Genomic DNA, 19,423 nt, shown 5'->3' on the forward strand with positions numbered 1-19,423 from the left:
GTACATGCCGTCGTCGTCGGGGAAGACCGAGAAGGTGCGGGTGAGGTGCCGGCGGGCCTCGGCGTCGGCCTCCTGCTGCACGGAGTCGGTCGTCCAGCCCCGCAGCTTGGCCTCGAGCCTCGCCGCCGAGCACGAGCGCGCGAACTCCAGGAGCGCCTCCTCGCTCTCCGGCCGCGCGACGCGCGTCAACGCGCGCACCTTCGTGAACGACAGCTCGCCGTCGCGCATCGCGGCCGAGGTCAGCGGCAACTCGCGCAGCGCCCGCGCCGTGCGCAGCCGCTCGCGCGCCGCGCCGGGCTTGATGCCGATGCGCCACGCGAGCCACTCGGCGGTTCCAGCAAAGCAGGTATCCTGCCAGCCCCCGCGCTCGTCGTACTCGGCGAGCAGGACCATGGCCTCGTACTGCAGCGCGTCGGCCCGCATATAGGTCTCCGCGCAGCGCTCACCAAGAATGAAGAGCTCGTCCTCGGGCTCGACGTCCTCATCGCCCTCGGCCGACCCCTCGCGCACCAGCCACAGCCGTCGCTCGTTCGCGCCCCGGCGCGTGTACGCGCCCCGGCCCTGCGCCACGTACGCCCCCCGATCCTGTACCACCTGCGCGCCGTCGACCGCCACCCGCTCCGCATTCGCCAAATACATCGCCCGTACCCTCCCTGTCCGACCCAAGTCGTTACTCCGCAAACGCATACAACCAATATACGGGGCCATTCGCCGAGGCTCTGTGCGGCCTGCTGCGGGCCGATCCGGGGTTCGGAGATGCCGCGGAGAGGGACGAAGGGGCGCCGAGCGTCAGGTGCCCGGCGAGGCCTCGGAGGCGGCGGCGTAGAGGGAGGTCCCGGCCGTCCTCGACTTCGAGCCCCGAAAACTGTCAATAGGAGTTTGGGACGACTTTGCCGGGGGGGGGGCGGCTGGACGCGCCGTGCAGGCGGCTGGACGCGCCGTGGGCCGGGGACACGCGGCGTCGTCGCCCCAGGGACGTTTCCGCGGAAACGTGGCGGACGCGAATCCGGGACCGACAACCTGTCAAGAGGTTTGTGGGGAGAGATCAGGCGCGCGGGGCATACCGGACACCGATCAAGGGTCGCCGATCAGCGTGCCAGATTCGGCCTCGCCCGAAGCCTACTCGATGATGTCCCGGTACAGCGGGTTCAGCTCCAGCGTGCCGTCATCACCGATCACCTGGCGGTCCCAGGGGAACACGACTTCGGCGTCGGTCTCGAGCGCGAAGTAGTCGGGGCGGTGGCCGTTCACCTTGACGATGCTCGTGGCGGTCCGCATCTCGGACGGCGCTACGGCGCGCAGCGCGTTGCTGGCCACCCGCAGGGTCTCGCCGCTGGTGCAGATCTCGTCGACCAGAAGGACCGAGCGGCCGCGCGCACGCAACGGCGCTTCGCTGAGAATCTCCGGCCGGTCCATGCGCTCGCTCAGGTCCGCGTAGCGGGTCACCTTGAGCGAGAAGAAGTCGGCTCGCAGCATGGACGCGACGACGGCCCCGGGAATCACGCCGGCCTTTGCGATGCCGACGACGATGTCCGGCCGGTACCCGGATCGCGCTATTCTCAGCGCCAGCGCGCGGCACAACTCGCCGAACATTTCCCACGAGAGCTCCAGGGCGTCCGCGGTCGACCTCATGGGGTCGCCGGGGCTCGGGAACGGCGGGGGCACGCGCATCGGGTATCCGGTGTCGGGGATAGGATCCTCAACATGGCCGGGCGGCTTGACCGCGTCCAGTCCCGGCCGCAGGCTGCAGGCTCGTAGAACACGCGATGATCCGCAGGCGGAGCGCTACGACATGCAGGATGAAGCCGACCGGAGGCTGGCGATGGCGCTGGAGGAAGGCGGCGTGGCCGATCCACGTGAGGCGCTTCGGGCGCGCCTGAGGACGCTCAAGGGCAGCGCGGCGTTCGCCGAGGCGGTGCGCCACTATCAGGAGGTGTTGGTGCCCGGCGTGGCCGACGGGTCGCTCGAACCCCTCGCGGCCTGGTTGGACTACGCCCGGCTGCTGGCGCGCGCCGCCGGACCGGGCCGCGAGGTGGCGCTCGACATGGAGGGGCGGGAGTCCGCCGACGGCGCTCTCCTGCTGCATATCCCCCAGGAGCGGGGCGCGCCCGTGACCCCCCTGCGGGTGCCGGGCGAGCCGTCTCCGGCGCAGAAGGCGGCGCTCATGCTACTGGTCGAGCGCCGCTCCAGATTGTAGGAGTCTTCGCGGCGACGCCCGCGTCAGCCGGCCTTGGCCATGCTGTCGAGGAACTCCTGGTTGTTCTCTACCCGCTTCATGCGCTCGAGCAGGAACTCCAGCGCTTCCGCAGCGGGCATGTCGCCCAGGAAATTGCGCAGGAGATAGACCCGGTTGAGCTCGCCTTCGTCCAGCAGCAGCTCTTCCTTGCGCGTGCCGGAGCGGTTGATGTCGATGGCCGGGAAGATGCGCTTGTCGGCGATGTGGCGGTCCAGCACCACCTCCATGTTCCCGGTGCCCTTGAACTCCTCGAAGATCACTTCGTCCATGCGCGACCCCGTTTCGATCAGCGCGGTGGCGATGATGGTCAGCGAGCCGCCCTCGTCGATGTTGCGCGCGGCGCCGAAGAAGCGCTTGGGCTTGTGCAGCGCGTGTGCGTCCACGCCACCAGACAGGATCTTCCCGGAGTGCGGCACGGTCACGTTGTAGGCGCGCGCGAGGCGGGTGATGGAATCGAGCAGGATCACCACGTCTTTGCCGTGCTCAACCAGGCGCTTGGCCTTCTCCAGCACCATCTCGGCCACCTGCGTGTGCCGGTCGGCGGGCTCGTCGAACGTGGAGGAAATCACCTCGCCGGCGACGTGCTCCTCCATGTCCGTCACCTCTTCGGGCCGCTCGTCGATCAGCAGCACGATCAGGTGGACATCCGGGTGATTCTCAATGATGGAGTTGGCAATCTTCTGGAGGATCATGGTCTTACCGGCCTTGGGCGGGGAGACGATCAGGCCTCGCTGCCCCATGCCGATCGGAGACATCAGGTCCATGAGCCGCATGGATATGTCCCCAGCCTTGTTCTCCAGTTGGAGCCGGCTCTCCGGGTACCTCGGCCGGAGATTGTCGAAGGCGATCCGGTGCTTCGCCAGGTCGGGATCGTCGCCGTTGACCGCCTCCACCTTGAGCAGAGCCAGGTAGCGTTCGCCGTCCTTGGGCGGTCGCACCTGACCCATCACGGTGTCGCCGGTGCGCAGGTCGAAGCGCTTGATCTGCGAGGGGCTGACGTAGATGTCGTCGGGTCCGTACAGGTAGTTCCAGTCCTGGGAGCGAAGGAACCCGTAGCCTTCGGGGAGGATCTCCAGCACGCCTTCGGCGCGCAGCACGACCTCGCCGTCCAGGAGGTTCTGCTCGATCCGGAAGATCAGGTCCTGCTTCCGGAGGCCCGAATAGTTGGAGATCTTCAACTCCTCGGCCATCTCGTGCAGCTCGGCGACCGACTTGCTTTTCAATTCTGCGATGTCCACTCCAAAACTCCTTGGAGGTTGGGTACGGACCGGAGACGTCGCGCGAGTGCGACACCTGGATGCCCGGTTCCGTGGGCGATGGTTGCTTGTCGAGCAGACCTTAAAAGGGGGCCGGCGGGGGCCCTCACCTGATTTCGGTAGGCTGCCTTTTGTGGATGATGTTGCTAGTTTAGTAGAACCCGCCGAAGTGCGTCAAGGGTCCCGAGTTCGGCGTCCCGTCGGTTTGAGGCGTCATGTCGTCGCCAGAACCGTGCCGTGGCTTGACACGGTCGGCTCGCCGCCCGGATCTTTGGCACCCCTGCCAACCCCTCCGCATTGGAGCACGCCATGCCGCGCAAGAACAAGTCCGCGATGCCGCGCAGGAACAAGTCTGGAAGAGGCAAGGATCAGAAGGGCGTCAGCTATACGGTCTCCTACCAACCCGACTGGCTGAAGAAGATCCGGGTCTCGCGCAAGGCCAAGAAGGGCAAGAAGGCGATGTACGACATGTTCATCAACCCGGAGAGACCGAAGGAGTGGCCGGGGCGCAAGGTGAGAACGGCGGTCAGGTCGACGAACCCGCACGTGGATTTCGAAGTCGCGATCGATGACCCGCACGGCCGCATCAAGCGGGTGAAGGTCGACTACGAGATGCCGGGTGGTGAAACGGTAACGTACTCGATCGATGATGACTCCGGAGATCCTCCGGGCGGTCCATAGGACGGAACCTGGCCATGACACCGGGAGGGCCTGAGTGATCCGGCTGATTCTGGAGATCGTCACGCACGCCAGTCGCTTCGTCGTGGTTGGGGGGATCGTGGTGCTCCTGCTGCTGCGCGGCGGAGCGCTCGACCCACAGCTGCGTAAGGCGTGGATCGGCCTGGGCATCGTCGCGGCGTTCGCGGCGGTTACGAATCTCGCGATCGATGCGTGGGTGTGGCTACTGGACGTGCCGCGCGGCCACCCGGCTCGGGTACATCCGCGGGAGCTGTGGTCGGCCATGGGTCTGGCCAACTCCACCATGGCGGCGGCCGTTCCGGCGGGGATCGCCTTCCTCCTTCTGAGGGGAACTCGGGTCGCCACGGTTGCCGTCGCGGCCCTGGCCGTTGCCGGTGGGCTCTTCGCGATCGGCCTGGCCCGCGGCGCGGTCGGAGACTACCAGGTGCTCCTCGACTCGCAGCGGCCTCTCGACCTGCTCAGCCTGGCGCTGTTCGCGTTGGTGGTGTCCGCGTACCTGCTCGGGCGACTGCCGCGGCTCGGAGGACACCTGGCGGCCTACCTGGCGATCTGGACGGCATTCCAGATGCTCATCCCGATCGTCGAGGTCTTCTACTCCGGGCTCGGAATCGAGGGAGCCAGCGCCATATGGACTACGCAGTACGTGCTGATGACCTCCAGGTACGTGGCGCAGGCGGTCGTGCTTATCCTGCTGATGCGGAAGCTGGGGCGCTCGTCACAGGGGGCCGACGGGACCGGCGTCGTCTTGCCCGGGGCCGGTCTGCGGGAGGTGTTCGAGGGCGCCTCCGGGTAGGCGATGAGTCTGGATCAAACGCTCAGCGTGCTCGCGCATGCCTGCTGAAGACCTGGCCCGCACGCAGCTTCTGCTGATCGTCAACGTCGTCGTAGTGCTGATGGTGGTCGGCGCGGCGATCGGGGTGGCCTACGCGCTCGTTAGGCGCGCAGTGCGCGCCAAGGTCGAGGCCGAGCGGCTGGCGGCGATGGGAGTCGCGTCCGCCCGCATTCTGCACCAGGTGAAGAACCCCGTCGCGACGATCCTCATGCAGGGCGAGCTGCTCGGCGAGGACGCCACGCTGACCGAGCCGGTAGAGCGCAGGCAGGCGGCGGACGAGATCAGCGCGGCGGCCGGCCGCGTATCCGCTTTGTTGCACGACCTGTCCGCGTATGCCTCGGGACAGGCTAGGCAGATCACCCCGACGCCGATGGCGCTCGCCCCGCTGCTGGAGGACGCCGTGCGAGGGGCCCTCGCCGCCCGCCCCGATTCGGCGCCGCCCGAGCTGGCGATCGACGACGGGCTGTGGGTCCACGCCGACGGCCACATGCTGCATCAGGCGCTCGACAACGTAATCGGCAACGCGCTGGAGGCGATGAGCGGGCAGGGCCGCCTGCGGGTGTCCGCGGGCCGGCGCGGGGGCGATGCGCTCATCCGGATCGCGGACGAGGGACCCGGTATCCCCCCCGACCAGGTACGCCGCGTACTGGAGCCGTTCGTCACGAGCAAGCGCACGGGCATGGGGCTCGGCATCCCGATCGCTCGGGACGTCGTGGAGGCCCACGGCGGCCGCTTCGAGCTCCGCTCGAAGGTGGGAGAGGGCACCACGGTGACGATGCTCATCCCGCTCGCCGGGAGCGGGTAGTCCGGCTCAGAACGCGCGGCCGGGATGCGCCGACAGCTCCGCGATCAATGCATCGGCCTCAGCCCGGGCGGCCTCCAACGCGCGCCACAGAGCGCCGTCGCTCTGCAGCCGTGACAGGGCGCCGTTGGGGTCGTCCAGCGCCGTCGCAAGTGCCTCGAGTCGGGTCCGCACCACCTCGATGGAAGCGGGCAGGCTTTCGCGCAGCGCCCTCATTTCGGCCCTGTGTGCTTCCGGCCCGCGCAGCGCCTCCCGGGCGTCGGCCAGAAGAGTTCCCATTCGTCCGAGCCCCTCGGTGAGCTGTTCCAGGTCACCGGCGAGCTCGGTCCGCCTGGCCGCGGCGCGGGAGGCCGTTTCCAGGAAGCGGTCGAGCAGCACGCCGACGTCGCCGGCCTGCTCCCCCAATTGGTCGAGGCGCTCGAGGCGCTCTGCGCCGGCATCGGCCACGGTCTGCACCTGGCCGAACAAGTCGCGCATCCCCCGTGCCAGAGCGCCGAGCTGCGCCACGACCTCCTCGGGCCTGCTCGAAGGAGCGACCCCCCAGACGGTGTCCGCCGGAGTGAGCTCGGCGCCGGGCCCCGGAAGAAACTCTATGATGTCGCCGGCGGTCGGGCTCGCCGCCGCGAGGCGCGCGGTGCTGCCGGCGCGCAGCACGTCGCGAATGGACGCCGGAAACTCCACCTCGACCACGATGCCGCCGGTGCGCACGTCGGTGGCGCGCAGCAGGTCCACGCGCGTCACGCGGCCGCTCTCGCGCCCGGCGACCCACGCAGGCGCCCCCGGCCGTACGCCGCCCCCTTCGGGGAGCGCCGCGACCACCACGTACGTTCCGCGCACGACGCGCTGGATGTCGTTGTAGAAGAAGATCGCGAGGGCCACGCCGGCGAGCGCGGCGATGAGCAGGAAGCCGCCCCAGGGCACCTCGCGTTCGCGGTCTCGGGCCATGCGCTACCGGTGGGCAGGAAAGGTGAATGCGCGGCCAACGTAGGGGCCCCCGAAGCCGCCCGCCAAGGGCCGATCGCCCGCGCGCCGGGGTAGACAGCCATTTCGGGCTCCGGCTATGATGGGTGCGTGAAGCGCTTCCTGCTGGACTCGACGGCCTGGCTCGGTCGGTCCGCCACGGACGTCGCCGGCGGCTTCGGCCGGTTCGGCGCCTTCGCAGCCCGCGCGGGGCGTGCACTCCCCGATACCCGCACCTGGCTGCGGCTCCTGGCCGATCAGATGACCCGCATCGGGGTCGACTCGATCCCCATCGGCGTGTTCATCGCGGCGTTCACCGGCATCGTGCTGGCGCTCCAGGCGTCCTACACGTTCACCGGCGCGGTGCCGCTCTACTTCGTCGGCGCGCTGGTCCAGAAGACGATGATCCTGGAGCTCGGCCCGGTCCTGGTGGCGCTCGTACTGGCGGGCCGCATCGGCGCCAACATCGCCGCCGAGCTCGGCACGATGCGCGTCACCGAGCAGATCGACGCGCTCGAGACGCTGGCCTACAACCCGTACGCCTACCTGGTCGTCCCGCGCGTGCTCGCCGGCACGCTGATGCTGCCGGTCGTGGTCGCGTTCGCCGACGCCGTGGGAATCCTCGCCGGCTGGATCACGGCTCTGAACCTGCTGGACATGACCTCCGCCGAGTTCGTGAAGGGACTGCGGCTGTTCTTCGAGCCGTTCGACATCAGGTTTTCGCTCCTCAAGGCCTCCTCGTTCGGCTTCGTCATCACCGCCATCGGCTGCTACTTCGGCTTCCACACCCGGGGCGGCGCCGAAGGCGTGGGCACGGCGACGACCAGCACGGTGGTGGTCTCGGCCATGGTGATCCTAGTGCTCGACGCCTTCTGGGCGGCGGCGCTGCTGTAGGGGTGGCGGCGTGAGCATCGAGATTCGCGAAGTGCACAAGGCGTTCGGGTCCAAGCGCGTGCTGGCGGGCGTGGACCTGGACGTGCGCGAGGGCGAGACGATCGCCGTGATCGGCTACTCGGGCGCCGGCAAGTCCGTGCTCCTCAAGTCCATCGTCGGCCTGCTCGAGCCGGACCGGGGCACAGTCACCGTGGACGGCCGTCTCGTCGGCGAGATGGATCAGTTGGAGTTGGACGCCATGCGCAGGGCGATCGGCTACGTCTTCCAGTTCGCGGCGTTGTTCGACTCCATGACCGTAGCGGAGAACGTGGGCATGGGGCTGCGGCGCATGCCGGAGATGGATGAGGGGGGCATCGATCAGCGCGTGGAGGAGTCGCTGGCCGCCGTCGAGCTGGAGGGATACGGATCCAGGCTACCCTCCGAGCTTTCGGGTGGGGAGCGCAAGCGCGCCGGGTTGGCGCGGGCGATCGCGACCCGGCCCAAATACCTGCTGTACGACGAGCCGACCACCGGCCTGGACCCGGTCACGACCGCCGTGATCGACAGCCTGATTCGCAAGATGGAAGAGGAGCTAGGCGTGACGAGCGTTGTGATCACCCACGACATGACCAGCGCGCGCCGCATCGCACACCGGATCGCCATGCTGTACGAGGGCGCGATCCGGTGGGTGGGGACGCCGGCCGAGCTGGATGCGACCGCCGATCTGGTGGTGCGCGCGTTCGTCGAGGGACGGCCGGATTTGGCCGGGGAGGCGGCGTGAGCAAGGTAGAGCGCAGGCAGCGGCGCAACGACGTGCGCGTGGGCCTGGCCATCCTGGCGGCGCTCGCGCTGGCGGTGGTCGGGACTCTGTGGCTGGCGGGAGGGGGCTTCGGCCGCGAGGACCGGGAGCTGCGCGCGCAGTTCCGCGGAGTCGGGCAGGTCATCGACGGCTCGCGGGTGAAGCTGCGGGGCGTGGAGATCGGCCGGGTCAGCGGCATCGAGCTGCTTCCCTCGGGCGACTTCGCGATCGTGTCGATGCACGTCAATCCCGATGCTCCGCTCCCCTCGAGTCCGGTAGCAGTAGCCTCGCCGCAGGACTTCTTCGGCGACTGGCAGGTGACGATTACGGATCGCGCGAGCTTCCCGGTGGGCGACTTCACCGAGCCACTCGAGCAGGGGATCATGCCAGCCTTCGCGCTGCCGGACGTGGGCGAGCTCACCGGCGTGGCGGATCAGATCGCCGACAACCTGGCCGTGCTGAGCGACCGTGTGGAACTCGCGTTCACCGAGGAGACTGCGATCCGTGTGCGTGAGGCGATCAACAACCTCCAGGAGGTGACCCAGGGTCTGACCGACCTGGTGAGCAGCCAGCAGGGGAACTTCGACGAGCTCGCGGAGGACCTGTCGAGCATGACCGAGACGCTCTCGGAGACGGTCGACGCCGTGAGCCGGGTCGCCTCAGAGGTCGAAACCGCGCTCGCCGGCGGCAAGGTGCAGGAGATCGTGGACAACGTCTCCAACGCCACCGAGCGCATGGACTCGCTGACCTCCGCCCTGGTGTCGGTGAGCGGCGACTTTGCGCGCACGATGGCGTCGGCGGACACGGCGCTGGCGGCGGTCGCCGACGTCCTCACCGCCGTCAACGAGGGCGAGGGCACGGTGGGGCAGCTCTTGCAGGACACCACCCTGTATGGGCGCATCGTGCGCTCCACCGAGCTGCTGGAGCTGCTCCTGGACGACATCCGGCGCAACCCGCGCCGCTACATCAACCTGGAGATCTTCTGACGATGGCGGGCGCGGCACCGCCCGGAGCGCCGCCCGCCCGCTCGACCCTGGTCGTCGAGAAGTACGGCGGCACGTCGGTGGCCGACGCGGGCCGCATTCGTCGCGTCGCCGAGCGCGCGGCCGCGCGTCAACGCGCGGGAGGGCCGCTGGTGATCGTGGTGTCGGCGATGGGCGGCACGACCGACGACCTGCTGGGACTGGCGCGCGGCGTGGCGGCCGATCCGGCGGCGCACCCGCGCGAGCTGGACATGCTGCTCACCGCCGGCGAGCGCGTGTCCATGGCGCTGCTCGCCATGGCGATCGAGGACGCGGGCGGGCGCGCCATCAGCTTCACCGGCTCGCAGGCCGCCATCATCACCGACGACCGGCACGCCGCGGCGCGCATCCGAGAGGTCCGGGCGGAGCGCGTGCGCGCCGAGCTGGAGGCGGGGCGCGTCGTCATCGTGGCCGGCTTCCAAGGCGTCAGCGCGGGCCGCGAGGTGACGACCCTCGGCCGCGGAGGCAGCGACACCACGGCGGTGGCGCTGGCGGCCGCGCTGGGGGCCGCTAGGTGCGATATCTTCACCGACGTGGCCGGCGTCTTCAGCGCGGACCCGCGGCGCGTACCGGACGCCCGCTTGCTCCTCCGCGTATCGTACGAGGACATGACCGAGCTCGCGGCGGCGGGCGCGCGGGTGCTGCACCCGCGCGCGGTGGAGGTGGGGAGACGGTTCGCGGTGCCCATCCGTGTCGCGCCGGCCGACGATCCTTCGCGGGACGGAGGAACCTTGATCACGACCAGCGACTCCATCGAGGGGATGTCCCTGACGGGGCTGGCCAGCGACGACGGCTACGCCCAGCTCATCCTGCGCGGGCTGGCCGATGGGCCGCGCACGACCGCGCGCCTGCTCGTGGCGCTGGCCGACGCCGGCGTGAGCGTCGACATGGTAGCGCACGCGGATCGGCCCGACGGCCGCCGGCAGGTTCAGCTGTCGCTGCGCGAAGCGGAGTTGGACGAGGGCACTCGCGTGTGCGAGGACGCCCTGCGCGCGGCCGACGGCGAGCGGATCGACACGCGTCGCGGGCTCGCGCGCGTGACCCTGGTGGGCGCCGGGATGCATGACCGGCCCGGGGTGTACGCAACGGCGTACGACGCTCTGTACGCTGCCGACGTGGAAGTGCTGGGGGTGTCCACGTCGTCGGTGTCCATCAGCCTGCTGGTGCCGGCGGAGCGTCGCGACGACACGCTCAAGCTCCTGCACGCGGCGTTCCACCTGAGCGCCGTGGAGGCGGAAAGGCCGGCGTGAGGGTAGCGGTTCTGGGGGTGACCGGGGCGGTTGGCGGGGTCATGCTGGAGCTCCTCGCCGAGCGCGTGCCGAGCGCCGAGGAGTTGACGCCGCTGGCGTCGGCCGCGTCAAACGGACGGAGGATCGACTGGCGCGGCCGTGCCTGGGACGTCGCGCCGCCGTCGCCCGGCTGCTTCGAGGGGTGCGCCCTGGCGCTGTTCAGCGCCGGCTCGAGCGCCAGCCGTGAGTGGGCGCCCGCGGCCGTGGCGGAGGGAGCGGTCGTGATCGACAACTCCTCGGCCTGGCGCATGCACGAGGGCGTTCCGCTGGTCGTCCCCGAGGTGAACGGGGAGCGCATCCGTGAACGCCCGCTGGGCATCGTCGCCAACCCGAACTGCTCGGCGATTCAGGCGGTGCTGCCGCTCGCGGCGCTGCGCGACGCGGCGGGGTTGCGGAGGGTGGTCTACGCGACCTACCAGTCCGCGTCGGGAGCGGGCGAGAGCGGCCTGAGGGCGCTCCGCGCCGAGGTCGCCGACCAGGGCGGCGCGAGGGCGGCGGGCGACTCGCCGTTCCCGGCCCGCCTGGCGGGCAACGTGGTTCCTTCGGTGGGCGGCGCGGCGGAGGGCGGGTGGACAGAGGAAGAGGACAAGGTGCGCGCGGAGACCAGGAAGATCCTGGAGTTGCCGGACCTGGCCGTGGCGGCCACGTGCGCGCGCGTTCCCGTGGAGATCGGCCATTCGGTCGCGGTCACCGTGGAAACGGAGGCGCCGCTCGAGCCCGGGCGCGCCGCCGAGTTGATCGGCGCGCGGCCGGGGGTGGAGCTGGACCAGCGGCCCTTCGGCCCGCTGGCGCTGGAGGCCGCGGGCACCGATTCGGTGCGCGTCGGACGGGTGCGCGCGGATCGCGACGTGCCCAACACGCTGCACTTCTGGGTCGTCGCGGATAACCTGCGAAAGGGCGCCGCGCTCAACGCGGTACAGATCGCACAACGTGTGTTGGCGGAAGCGGAGGGGGGAGTGGCGGCATGAGTGAAGAGAGCAAGAGGGGAGGCCGGCGTGCGGTGGTGGAGACGAGCGCCGGTGGCGTCGTCTATCGCCGCGAGGCGGGCGGGATTCGCTACCTGCTCATCCGGGATCCATACGGAAACTGGGGCCTGCCAAAGGGTCACGTCGAGGAGGCCGAGTCGGTGGAGGAGGCGGCGCGCCGCGAGGTGAGCGAGGAGACAGGCCTGCCGCTGCCGCGCATCGTGGGGCGCCTGCCCACCATCGACTGGTACTTTCGCTCCGGGGGGCGATTGATCCACAAGACGTGCCACTTCTTCCTGATGGAGTCGGCGTCGGGGAATGCGGTGCCGCAGGCGGCGGAGGGCATCACCGCCTGCGCGTGGGAGAGCACCGCCGAAGCACTGTCCACCATCACCTACGACAACGCCCGCGCGGTGCTCAAGGCCGCCACCGAAGCGGTTCAGGAGTTGTCCGCCGCGTGAGGGACTCCACCCGCTCGGAACTCGACTGGCTCCGCCTGGCCACCGTCCTGCTCGCGCTGGGCCTGTTCCTGCTGAGCGTGCGCCCGGTGCTGTCGCCGGCGGTCCTGTTCGTGGCGCTCGTGCTCTTCCTGGCGCCCTACTCGGGCACCCGCTATCACACCGCGGCGGTGACCGCGAGCGCGCTCCTGCTGCTGTTCTGGGCGCTGGTTACTACCGGCACCCTGCTTGCGCCGTTCATCCTGGCCGCGGTGCTGTCGGTGATCCTGGACCCCGCGGTCGACAAGCTCGAGCGCTGGATGCCCCGCTCGCTCGCCATCCTGTTGCTCGGCTTGCCCATCCTGGCCGCGTTGACCGCGGCCCTGTTCTTCGGCCTGCCCGCGCTCGGATCTCAGCTGCGGGACCTGATCGGTCGCCTGCCCGAGCTGGTCCAGGGCCTGGTGGATCGCCTGGACGCGCTCAGGGCCAGGCTGCTGGCCTCTGACCTGCCGCTCCTGGCCGACGAAGGCCTGCTCGGGCGCCTGCGCGAGCTGGACGGACAGGCGATCGCGCAGTTCCTGGAGGAACGCAGCGCGGACATCGGGCGGCGCGCCTGGTCGGGGGTGCTGGGCCTGGGCAGGGGCGTGGGCACGCTGCTGACCATCCTGGGCTATCTGGTGCTGACGCCGGTGCTGACGTTCTACCTGTTGCGCGACTACGACCGAACGCGCCACAAGGCGATGGCGCTTTTCCCCCGCGACAAGCTGGCCGCGTGGGGCGACTTCCTGGCGGACTACAACGAGCTCGTAGTGCGCTACATGAGGGGCCAGGTGATCGCCGCGACCATCGTGGGGGTGCTGACGTGGCTCGGGCTGTGGGCGGTCGGCTTCCCGTACGCCGGCCTGATAGGTGCGACGGCCGGCGTCTTCAATCTGGTCCCGTACCTGGGGCTCATCGTCTCGCTCGTGCCCGCGCTGATGATCGCCTTCATCAGCGGCGCCATCGGCGCCTCGCTGCTCAAAATCGCGATCGTGTTCGGGATCGTGCAGTTCCTGGACTCGTCGGTGATCGGGCCGCGGATCGTAGGCGAGTCCGTGGGTATACACCCGGTCTGGATCATGCTGGCGCTGGCGCTTGGCGGCTTCTGGTTCGGTTTCGCCGGCCTGCTGCTCGCGGTGCCGGCGGCGGCGCTGATCAAGCTGCTGGCGCGCGCCGGGCTGGAGCGCTATCGCCGCTCCGACGTCTACCGGGGGCGCTCGGCGGACGCCTGACGCGCGACCATAATCACCTAGAGGAGACTCCACCGTGACTTCTGCCGACCCGGCGGACATCACCATCATCGGGGGCGGGCCGACAGGCCTGTTCGCGTCGTTCTATGCGGGCATGCGCGGGGCGAGCGTGCGCATCATCGACTCGCTTCCCGAGTTGGGCGGCCAGCTCATGGCGCTCTATCCGGAGAAGTACATCTACGACGTGGGCGGGTTGCCGCGGATCCTGGCCAAGGATCTGGCGCGGAGCATGGAGGAGCAGGGGCTCCAGTTCGGGGCCGAGGTGAGGCTGGAGGAGGAGGTGCTGAGCCTGGAGAGCGCGCCCGACGGGTTCACGCTGACCACCACCGGGGGCGTCTATCCCACTCGCGCGGTGATCATCGCGGGCGGGAAGGGCGCGTTCGCCCCGCGCCACCTCGGCTGTCCCGGCTACCACGAGTTGTTGGGGAAGGGCGTCGCGTATCACGTGCGCGATCCCGAAACCTACCGCGGGCGGAAGATTCTCATCGTCGGCGGAGGCGACAGCGCGCTGGACTGGACGCTGGGCCTTCTGGACGTTGCCGAAGAGCTGACGTTGATCCACCGTCGCGAGGGCTTCAGGGCGCACCGCGCTTCCGTCCGCCGGATGGAAGACGCGGTCGGCGGCGGCCGCATGGTGCTGCGCACCTTCCACGAGCTGCGCGCGGTGCACGGGACGGGGTCGGTCGAGGGGGCGACCATCTTCGACAACCGCAGCGACGAGGATACCCGGCTGGAGGTCGACGCCGTGGTCGCGCTGCTGGGCTTCAAGCCGGACCTGGGCCCCATCGGCGAGTGGGGGCTCGACCTGGAGCGCAACTCCATCAAGGTCGACCAGCACATGGAGACCAACGTGGCCGGCATCTTCGCGGCTGGCGACATCGCGTACTACGAGGGCAAGCTGGAGCTCATCGCCACCGGGTACGCCGAGGCGGCTACCGCGGTCAACTACGCCGTCCACCACTACGATCCCACGTCCCGCATCGCGGCCGGCCACTCTACGAACCTCAAGGTCTTCAAGGAGCGCGAGGCGGAGGAGGAGCGGCGCGAGATAGAGGCCGAGGAGGCCGCCGCGGCGGGCTGACCTCACCCCCGCCATCTCCGCGAAGTCCACCCCAAATTGCCTCGTCCGGCCGTTGTTCTCCATACTAATAATCGTTATTATTAAAGACACGAAATATTGGAGATTCAGCACACGGAAGGGGTGGCACGATGACGGATACGAAGCGGCCGGAGAGCAAGGAGAGGCTCATCGAAGGGCTCAACGAGGATCTCGCCAACGAGTGGGCGGCGGTGATCTCCTACCTGCTCAGAGCGCAGACCGTGCGCGGCCCGCACCGTCCGGTCCTGTCGGGCTTTTTCGACGGCGAGGTGGGGGACGAGTTGGGGCACGCGCGCTTCCTCGCACGCAAGATCGACGCTCTTGGCGGGCACCCCACGCACGAGCCGGCGGCGATCGCCGTAGGCGGCGGCCCGAAGGCGATGCTGGAGGCGGCGCTGAGCGAGGAGCGCGCGACCGTGGCGCGCTACGAGATCCGGATCGCGCAGGCGAGAGACGCCGGTGAGTCGGCCCTCGCGCTCGAGCTGGAAACCCTCCTGACCGACGAGGCCGGTCACGTCGACGAGCTGGCGGCGATCCTGGACGGCTGGGAGGCCTGAGCGGCAGCGCTTGGAAATGGCCGGGGCGGTGCGTATAGATCGAAGGTCCGGAATTCGATACCGCTGCCACGGGAATCGCATGATCGGTAGTATGCGCCTCGGCCGTTTCGCGGCCCCACCGCTCGCCATCCTCGCGCTCCTGGCGGTCGGGTGCGCCCAGGGGGAGGCGGCCATCGCCAAGATGGACGAGGAACAGCAGGCCTACGTGACCACGCTGGAGCGGATAGAGGCGGGCATGAGCGAGGATGAGGTCGCGCGCCTTCTGGGGGCTCCAATGAAGGGGGCCGGCACCGCCCGACCCTGCTGGGAAACGCCGGGCGCGGGGGAAGGACAGGCGTGCGTCTACTTCTTCCCGGGCCGCGGCGCCGCGCGCATCCGCTGGATCAACATGTTTCCGAACTTTACCTGGGAGCGCGACCTGCTCTAGGCCGGCGCCTCTACGCCGCGCCGACCTCCACCGAAGAGGCCGCCGAGGTAACATCCGGTGCGCGCAGCCGCCGCCGGTACCAGAGCCAGGTTCCGCCCAGCACGGCCAGGAATGCGGCCTGCGCCAGCAGCGTCTCCGCCATGGGGTGGTAGCCAAGGACGAGCTCCAGGCCCCGGTGTGAGGGCCAACCCGCAAGCGGCGTGGGCGAGAACAGGCCGGCCTCCTGCAGGCTGTAGAGTCCCTTCCCCAGGAACACGAACGCCAGGTAGAGGAGCACCGCGTTGGTGAGCGCGAAGACCATTCGCACTGGTAGTCGGAGGCCCAGCCGCACGATGCCCCACGCCACGGCGATGATCGCCAGCGCCCCGGGAACAAAGCCGGCCATGACCGCGGCGCCGCCCGCCTCGTTGCCGAGCGCCTGGTAGAACAGCACGGTCTCGAAGCCTTCCCGATACACCGCCGCGAACGCGAGCGCCACCATGGCCACGCCCGAGCCGGTGGTCACGGCCGCGCCGACCTTGCGCTTCAGATAGTCCTTCCAGTCGTGCACGTAGGCCTTGTGAAAGAGCCAGTGCGACACGTACACGAGCACGCCCACCGCGATCAGCGCCGTCGCGCCCTCGATCAGCTCCCTTTGCGCCCCGCCTATCGGAATGATGGTGCGCGCCAGCGCCCACGTGCCCACGCTCGCCCCGAGCGCCGCCAGTACGCCGTACATCACGTGGCGTCTGTGCTTGGGATCCGCGTCGGAGGCCTTGAGGTACGCCAGAATGGCCCCAACCAGCAGGACCGCCTCCAGGCCCTCGCGGAATATGATCGCGAAGGCATTGAAGGACGCGAACAAGCCCCCCGAGCCTTCCGCCAGTAGCTCATCGGCCGCCATCAGCTCGCCCCTGAGGCGCACCAGGATCGCGGCAGGGTCGATGTCGGCGTCGCCGGCCAGCGCCGGGCGCAGGGACAGGTGGAAGAGCCGCTCGATGGCGTGCACGCGACCCGCGGGGAGCAGCGACTCCAGCGGCTCGAAGCCGTCCAGGTAGGCGGTCTCCACGGTGCCGAGCGCGTCCTCCGGGCGGCCCGCGGCGAGCGCCGTCTCGGCGTCGTCCAGTTGCTCGAGGATGCCGCGGATTTCCGAGGTGCGCGCGGCCGACGTGGCGATCTCCGCGGCGCCCGGTCCACTCCCGGCCCCAGCGCCGCCGGCGAGACCTTCAGGGTCCCCGTCATTGGCAGACGTTTGCGCCGCCTCGGGTGGTGCGGGCGGCACGCCGTCGACCTCGGCCGCGTCCAGCACCACGTCGAGCTGGCCGTCCAGCTCGTTGACCAGCTCGGCTACCCGGGCGGGCTCGGGCGCCGGATCCTGACCCAGCGTGGACATGAGCTCGTGGAAGCGAGCCTCCGCTTCCGCCACCGATGCGGTCAATTCCTCGCGCGGTCCGAGCAGCCCTCCGGGCCCGTAATACAGCTCGATGAACTCCTGGCGGCCGATGTAGACATCGAGCACCCGCTGACGCGCCGTCGCCGGACTGTCCGTGGGGAGCTCATCCAGGGTCGCGCGGATATCCGTGATCCAGTCGGCCAGGCCGCCGTCGGGGGTCCCGGGGGCTCGCGTGGCGGCGTCCGCGGGGACAGGCGCTCGCTCCGCCGCTTGCGGCCCGCCCTGGTCGTTTGCGTCCGCGTCACTCCCGCAAGCCGTCACCCACAGCAGCGCGAGCGCGGCCACCGTCAGCAGCGTCAGGTATCGGCGCAGCGCGCGCGCGGCGCGCGCCGGAGAAGTCGTCGTTGGCATGGCCTCGATCTAGTTGAGAGTCGTTCTCAACGAGTGGGTGCAAGGTAGCGGCCGAAGAGGGCGTGGGCAACGGGTCTGCTCGCCTTCGTGGGCGAGCCGCGCGGGTGGCGCGTCGACACAGAATGGTGTAGAGAGGAACATCCGCAGTCCGGGCCCCACCGACCGTCCATACTGGAGAATCGTGGTGAGAGTCTGCGTTGCCGCCCTGAGCTTCCTGCCGGCCCTCGGGCTGGGCGCGTGCGGCGAACGGCCCGCCGCGACCGAGTCGCCTATTCCGGTCCTCTCGGCCACCGAAGTCCTTCGCGTCGGTAGCCTCGACGATCCCGACTATGCGCTCACCTGGTTCAGCATGGTCGAGGTCGGGCCCGACGGCCGCATCTATACCCTGCATCCCATGGAGCAGGTGGTGCGCGCCTTCTCGCCGGACGGAGCCCTCGAGTTTGTGATCGGCGGACGTGGAGAGGGACCCGGCGAGTTTTTGCGGCCGTTCGAGATGGGCCGGATCTCCGACACCCTTTGGGTCAACGACAACGCGAACAACCGCTTCACCTTGTTCTCGCTCGCTGGAGAGCTGATCGGATCCGTGCGTGTGCCACTGAACGCCCAGGTCGATGATCCTGACGCGCGCCGCGCCCTACCCGAAACGCTGCTGCCCGGTGGGCGGATCCACGCGGCGCTGCTCGCGCCCACGCACAAGATCGTAGATGGCACGATCACCCACGACGTGCGAGTGCTCATGGACCGGGACGGCCTCGTCACCGACACCATCGCACGCATCCCTTTCGGCGAGGGAACCTGGGAGATTACCGACCCCGACAACCCGCGCGCCGCGAGGCTTTACACGGGCCAGCCGCTCGCCGACTCGCCGCTTTCCGCGCTCGCCTTCGGGGAGGACGCTTTCTGGGTGGTTGACCGGACCGTCGGCAGAGGGGACACGGGATCCGACTACGAGGTGGCGAAGATCACCTTCGCGGGGGACACCGTTTTCCGGCGCGCGTTCCCGGCGAACGTCGAGCCAGCCTCTGACGCCGCGATCGATAGCTTGCTGACCACTACGACGGACCGCCTGGCCGACGGGCCGATCGGCCAGGGGGTGGGTAGAGGCAAGCTGCGGGGCTGGGTCGAGCGCGACTTCTACCGGCCTTCGGCCCGGGCGGGGGTCATGGCGCTGATCGTCGGCCGGGATGGGACGCTGTGGCTGCAGGAAGCGGGCAAGTGGGAGGCGGAGGCCGACACCTGGCTGGTTCTGGGACCGGACGGCGAGCCGCTCGCACGAGTGACACTTCCGACCGACCTTCGGGTGCTCGCGACCGACGCGAACAACGTGTGGGGGTCGCGCACCGACGAACTCGATGTGCCTTACGTCGTGCGCTTCAGGGTAGTGCGCGCCGAGCCGGGGGGCCACTAGCGGCGGGGACGCCTTCTCAGGCCGCCCGCCGCCATCGACTCCGCGTATCGTCTACCAGACGAAGACACCCCTATCGGCCTCGGAAGAGGCCCCTTCCCGTCCGCTCTTGGTGGTGTTACCATAGTACCATGATAACATTACACTGGGTCGGTTGCTCATGAGCGAGGGCAAGCCGGCTTCGGGGCGCTTGCGCGTGGAGCGCGTACAGAGCGGCGTGCGCATGGAAAAGCGGCTCATCAAGATCCTCAAGGCGCTGGCGGACTTGAACGACATGTCCCTGGGCGATCTGCTGGAGGGGATCGTCCTGCACGCGTTCGATGGGAAGGCCCCATTCGGCGCCAAATCCCTCGAACAGATCCAGGTCCTGAAGCAACTGCACGGATTCGAGCTGGATTCCAGCTCCAGCCATCGCATGCTGGACAAAGAGGAGACGAGACGATGATCGATGCGCCAAACCGCGTAGACGTCGAAGCCGCCGAGATGGCGCGCCAGTTGGCGGACGGCTCACTGGACGGATCCGGATTCGGCCACGCCGATCACGTGCGCCTCGCCAGGTGGTACGTCGTAGAGTACGGCGCTTACGATGCGCTGGGGCTGTTCAGCCGGCACCTGCGCGAGTACGCCGAGTCGATGGGGAGCGCCAAGTACAACCAGACCATCACGTGGGCGCTTCTCCTGACCATCGCCGAG

Annotated in this window: 21 protein-coding genes and 1 pseudogene; 17 read left to right on the top strand and 5 right to left on the bottom strand. The window is 69.4% G+C overall.

What is annotated here, in order from left to right:
* Together ABFS34_11320 and ABFS34_11325 are read right to left on the bottom strand one after the other, a co-directional pair.
* Positions 1-639, bottom strand: a 639-nt coding sequence (locus ABFS34_11320) for a DUF222 domain-containing protein (GenBank protein ID MEN8376029.1), incomplete at its 3' end; no start/stop codon positions are given.
* Positions 640-1,119: 480 nt separating this feature from the next.
* On the bottom strand, positions 1,120-1,632 hold the full coding sequence (locus ABFS34_11325) for a phosphoribosyltransferase family protein (protein MEN8376030.1): 513 nt from the start codon (positions 1,630-1,632) through the stop codon (positions 1,120-1,122).
* A gap of 160 nt (positions 1,633-1,792) precedes the next feature.
* Here ABFS34_11325 and ABFS34_11330 point away from each other — a divergent pair, with 160 nt between their 5' ends.
* Positions 1,793-2,197, top strand: a complete 405-nt coding sequence (locus ABFS34_11330; protein MEN8376031.1) for a hypothetical protein — start codon at positions 1,793-1,795, stop codon at positions 2,195-2,197.
* A gap of 23 nt (positions 2,198-2,220) precedes the next feature.
* Here the strand turns inward: ABFS34_11330 and rho are convergent.
* Positions 2,221-3,474 (bottom strand): annotated as a pseudogene (gene rho, locus ABFS34_11335) (transcription termination factor Rho).
* A 327-nt stretch (positions 3,475-3,801) separates the two neighbouring features.
* On the opposite strand from rho, the gene ABFS34_11340 reads away from it, so the two are divergent.
* The 3 genes from ABFS34_11340 to ABFS34_11350 are packed head-to-tail and all read left to right on the top strand — an operon-like array spanning position 3,802 to position 5,828.
* Complete coding sequence (locus ABFS34_11340; protein ID MEN8376032.1) at positions 3,802-4,173, top strand: hypothetical protein; 372 nt, start codon at positions 3,802-3,804, stop codon at positions 4,171-4,173.
* A 34-nt stretch (positions 4,174-4,207) separates the two neighbouring features.
* Complete coding sequence (locus tag ABFS34_11345; protein MEN8376033.1) at positions 4,208-4,984, top strand: hypothetical protein; 777 nt, start codon at positions 4,208-4,210, stop codon at positions 4,982-4,984.
* Positions 4,985-5,021: 37 nt separating this feature from the next.
* Positions 5,022-5,828 (top strand): HAMP domain-containing sensor histidine kinase, encoded by an 807-nt coding sequence (locus tag ABFS34_11350; protein ID MEN8376034.1) that lies wholly within the window; start codon positions 5,022-5,024, stop codon positions 5,826-5,828.
* A gap of 6 nt (positions 5,829-5,834) precedes the next feature.
* Here the strand turns inward: ABFS34_11350 and ABFS34_11355 are convergent, their stop codons facing one another.
* A complete protein-coding gene (locus ABFS34_11355; protein MEN8376035.1) occupies positions 5,835-6,770 on the bottom strand; it encodes an MlaD family protein in 936 nt (311 codons plus the stop codon).
* A gap of 126 nt (positions 6,771-6,896) precedes the next feature.
* Between ABFS34_11355 and ABFS34_11360 the strand changes: the two genes are divergently transcribed.
* The 10 genes from ABFS34_11360 (at position 6,897) to ABFS34_11405 (ending at position 15,542) form a co-directional block, all read left to right on the top strand.
* Positions 6,897-7,679: an ABC transporter permease gene (locus ABFS34_11360; protein ID MEN8376036.1), complete on the top strand. Its 783-nt coding sequence runs from the start codon at positions 6,897-6,899 to the stop codon at positions 7,677-7,679.
* A 10-nt stretch (positions 7,680-7,689) separates the two neighbouring features.
* Entirely contained in the window at positions 7,690-8,439 is a 750-nt protein-coding gene (locus tag ABFS34_11365) for an ATP-binding cassette domain-containing protein (GenBank protein ID MEN8376037.1), read from the top strand.
* Positions 8,436-9,443 (top strand): MlaD family protein, encoded by a 1,008-nt coding sequence (locus ABFS34_11370; GenBank protein MEN8376038.1) that lies wholly within the window; start codon positions 8,436-8,438, stop codon positions 9,441-9,443. Before ABFS34_11365 ends, ABFS34_11370 begins: the two co-directional genes overlap by 4 nt.
* A gap of 2 nt (positions 9,444-9,445) precedes the next feature.
* On the top strand, positions 9,446-10,729 hold the full coding sequence (locus ABFS34_11375; protein ID MEN8376039.1) for an aspartate kinase: 1,284 nt from the start codon (positions 9,446-9,448) through the stop codon (positions 10,727-10,729).
* Positions 10,726-11,736: an aspartate-semialdehyde dehydrogenase gene (locus tag ABFS34_11380; GenBank protein ID MEN8376040.1), complete on the top strand. Its 1,011-nt coding sequence runs from the start codon at positions 10,726-10,728 to the stop codon at positions 11,734-11,736. Before ABFS34_11375 ends, ABFS34_11380 begins: the two co-directional genes overlap by 4 nt.
* Complete coding sequence (locus tag ABFS34_11385; GenBank protein ID MEN8376041.1) at positions 11,733-12,194, top strand: NUDIX domain-containing protein; 462 nt, start codon at positions 11,733-11,735, stop codon at positions 12,192-12,194. Before ABFS34_11380 ends, ABFS34_11385 begins: the two co-directional genes overlap by 4 nt.
* On the top strand, positions 12,191-13,441 hold the full coding sequence (locus ABFS34_11390; protein MEN8376042.1) for an AI-2E family transporter: 1,251 nt from the start codon (positions 12,191-12,193) through the stop codon (positions 13,439-13,441). The genes ABFS34_11385 and ABFS34_11390 overlap by 4 nt, the downstream gene beginning before the upstream one ends.
* Before the next feature lie 34 nt (positions 13,442-13,475).
* Positions 13,476-14,540: an NAD(P)/FAD-dependent oxidoreductase gene (locus tag ABFS34_11395; protein ID MEN8376043.1), complete on the top strand. Its 1,065-nt coding sequence runs from the start codon at positions 13,476-13,478 to the stop codon at positions 14,538-14,540.
* Between the two features lie 128 nt (positions 14,541-14,668).
* On the top strand, positions 14,669-15,115 hold the full coding sequence (locus ABFS34_11400) for a ferritin-like domain-containing protein (GenBank protein MEN8376044.1): 447 nt from the start codon (positions 14,669-14,671) through the stop codon (positions 15,113-15,115).
* A gap of 79 nt (positions 15,116-15,194) precedes the next feature.
* A complete protein-coding gene (locus tag ABFS34_11405; protein ID MEN8376045.1) occupies positions 15,195-15,542 on the top strand; it encodes a hypothetical protein in 348 nt (115 codons plus the stop codon).
* A 10-nt stretch (positions 15,543-15,552) separates the two neighbouring features.
* On the opposite strand, the gene ABFS34_11410 is transcribed toward ABFS34_11405, so the two are convergent.
* Positions 15,553-17,325, bottom strand: a complete 1,773-nt coding sequence (locus tag ABFS34_11410; protein MEN8376046.1) for an FTR1 family protein — start codon at positions 17,323-17,325, stop codon at positions 15,553-15,555.
* A gap of 184 nt (positions 17,326-17,509) precedes the next feature.
* Between ABFS34_11410 and ABFS34_11415 the strand changes: the two genes are divergently transcribed.
* The 3 genes from ABFS34_11415 to ABFS34_11425 all read left to right on the top strand — a co-directional run.
* Complete coding sequence (locus tag ABFS34_11415) at positions 17,510-18,733, top strand: 6-bladed beta-propeller (GenBank protein MEN8376047.1); 1,224 nt, start codon at positions 17,510-17,512, stop codon at positions 18,731-18,733.
* Positions 18,734-18,890: 157 nt separating this feature from the next.
* On the top strand, positions 18,891-19,175 hold the full coding sequence (locus ABFS34_11420; GenBank protein ID MEN8376048.1) for a hypothetical protein: 285 nt from the start codon (positions 18,891-18,893) through the stop codon (positions 19,173-19,175).
* Positions 19,172-19,423 (top strand): hypothetical protein (locus ABFS34_11425; protein ID MEN8376049.1); only part of this gene is annotated, 252 nt, incomplete at its 3' end. The genes ABFS34_11420 and ABFS34_11425, both read left to right, overlap by 4 nt.

It is taken from the genome of Gemmatimonadota bacterium, assembly GCA_039715185.1.
Classification (GTDB): Bacteria; Gemmatimonadota; Gemmatimonadetes; order Longimicrobiales; family RSA9; genus DATHRK01.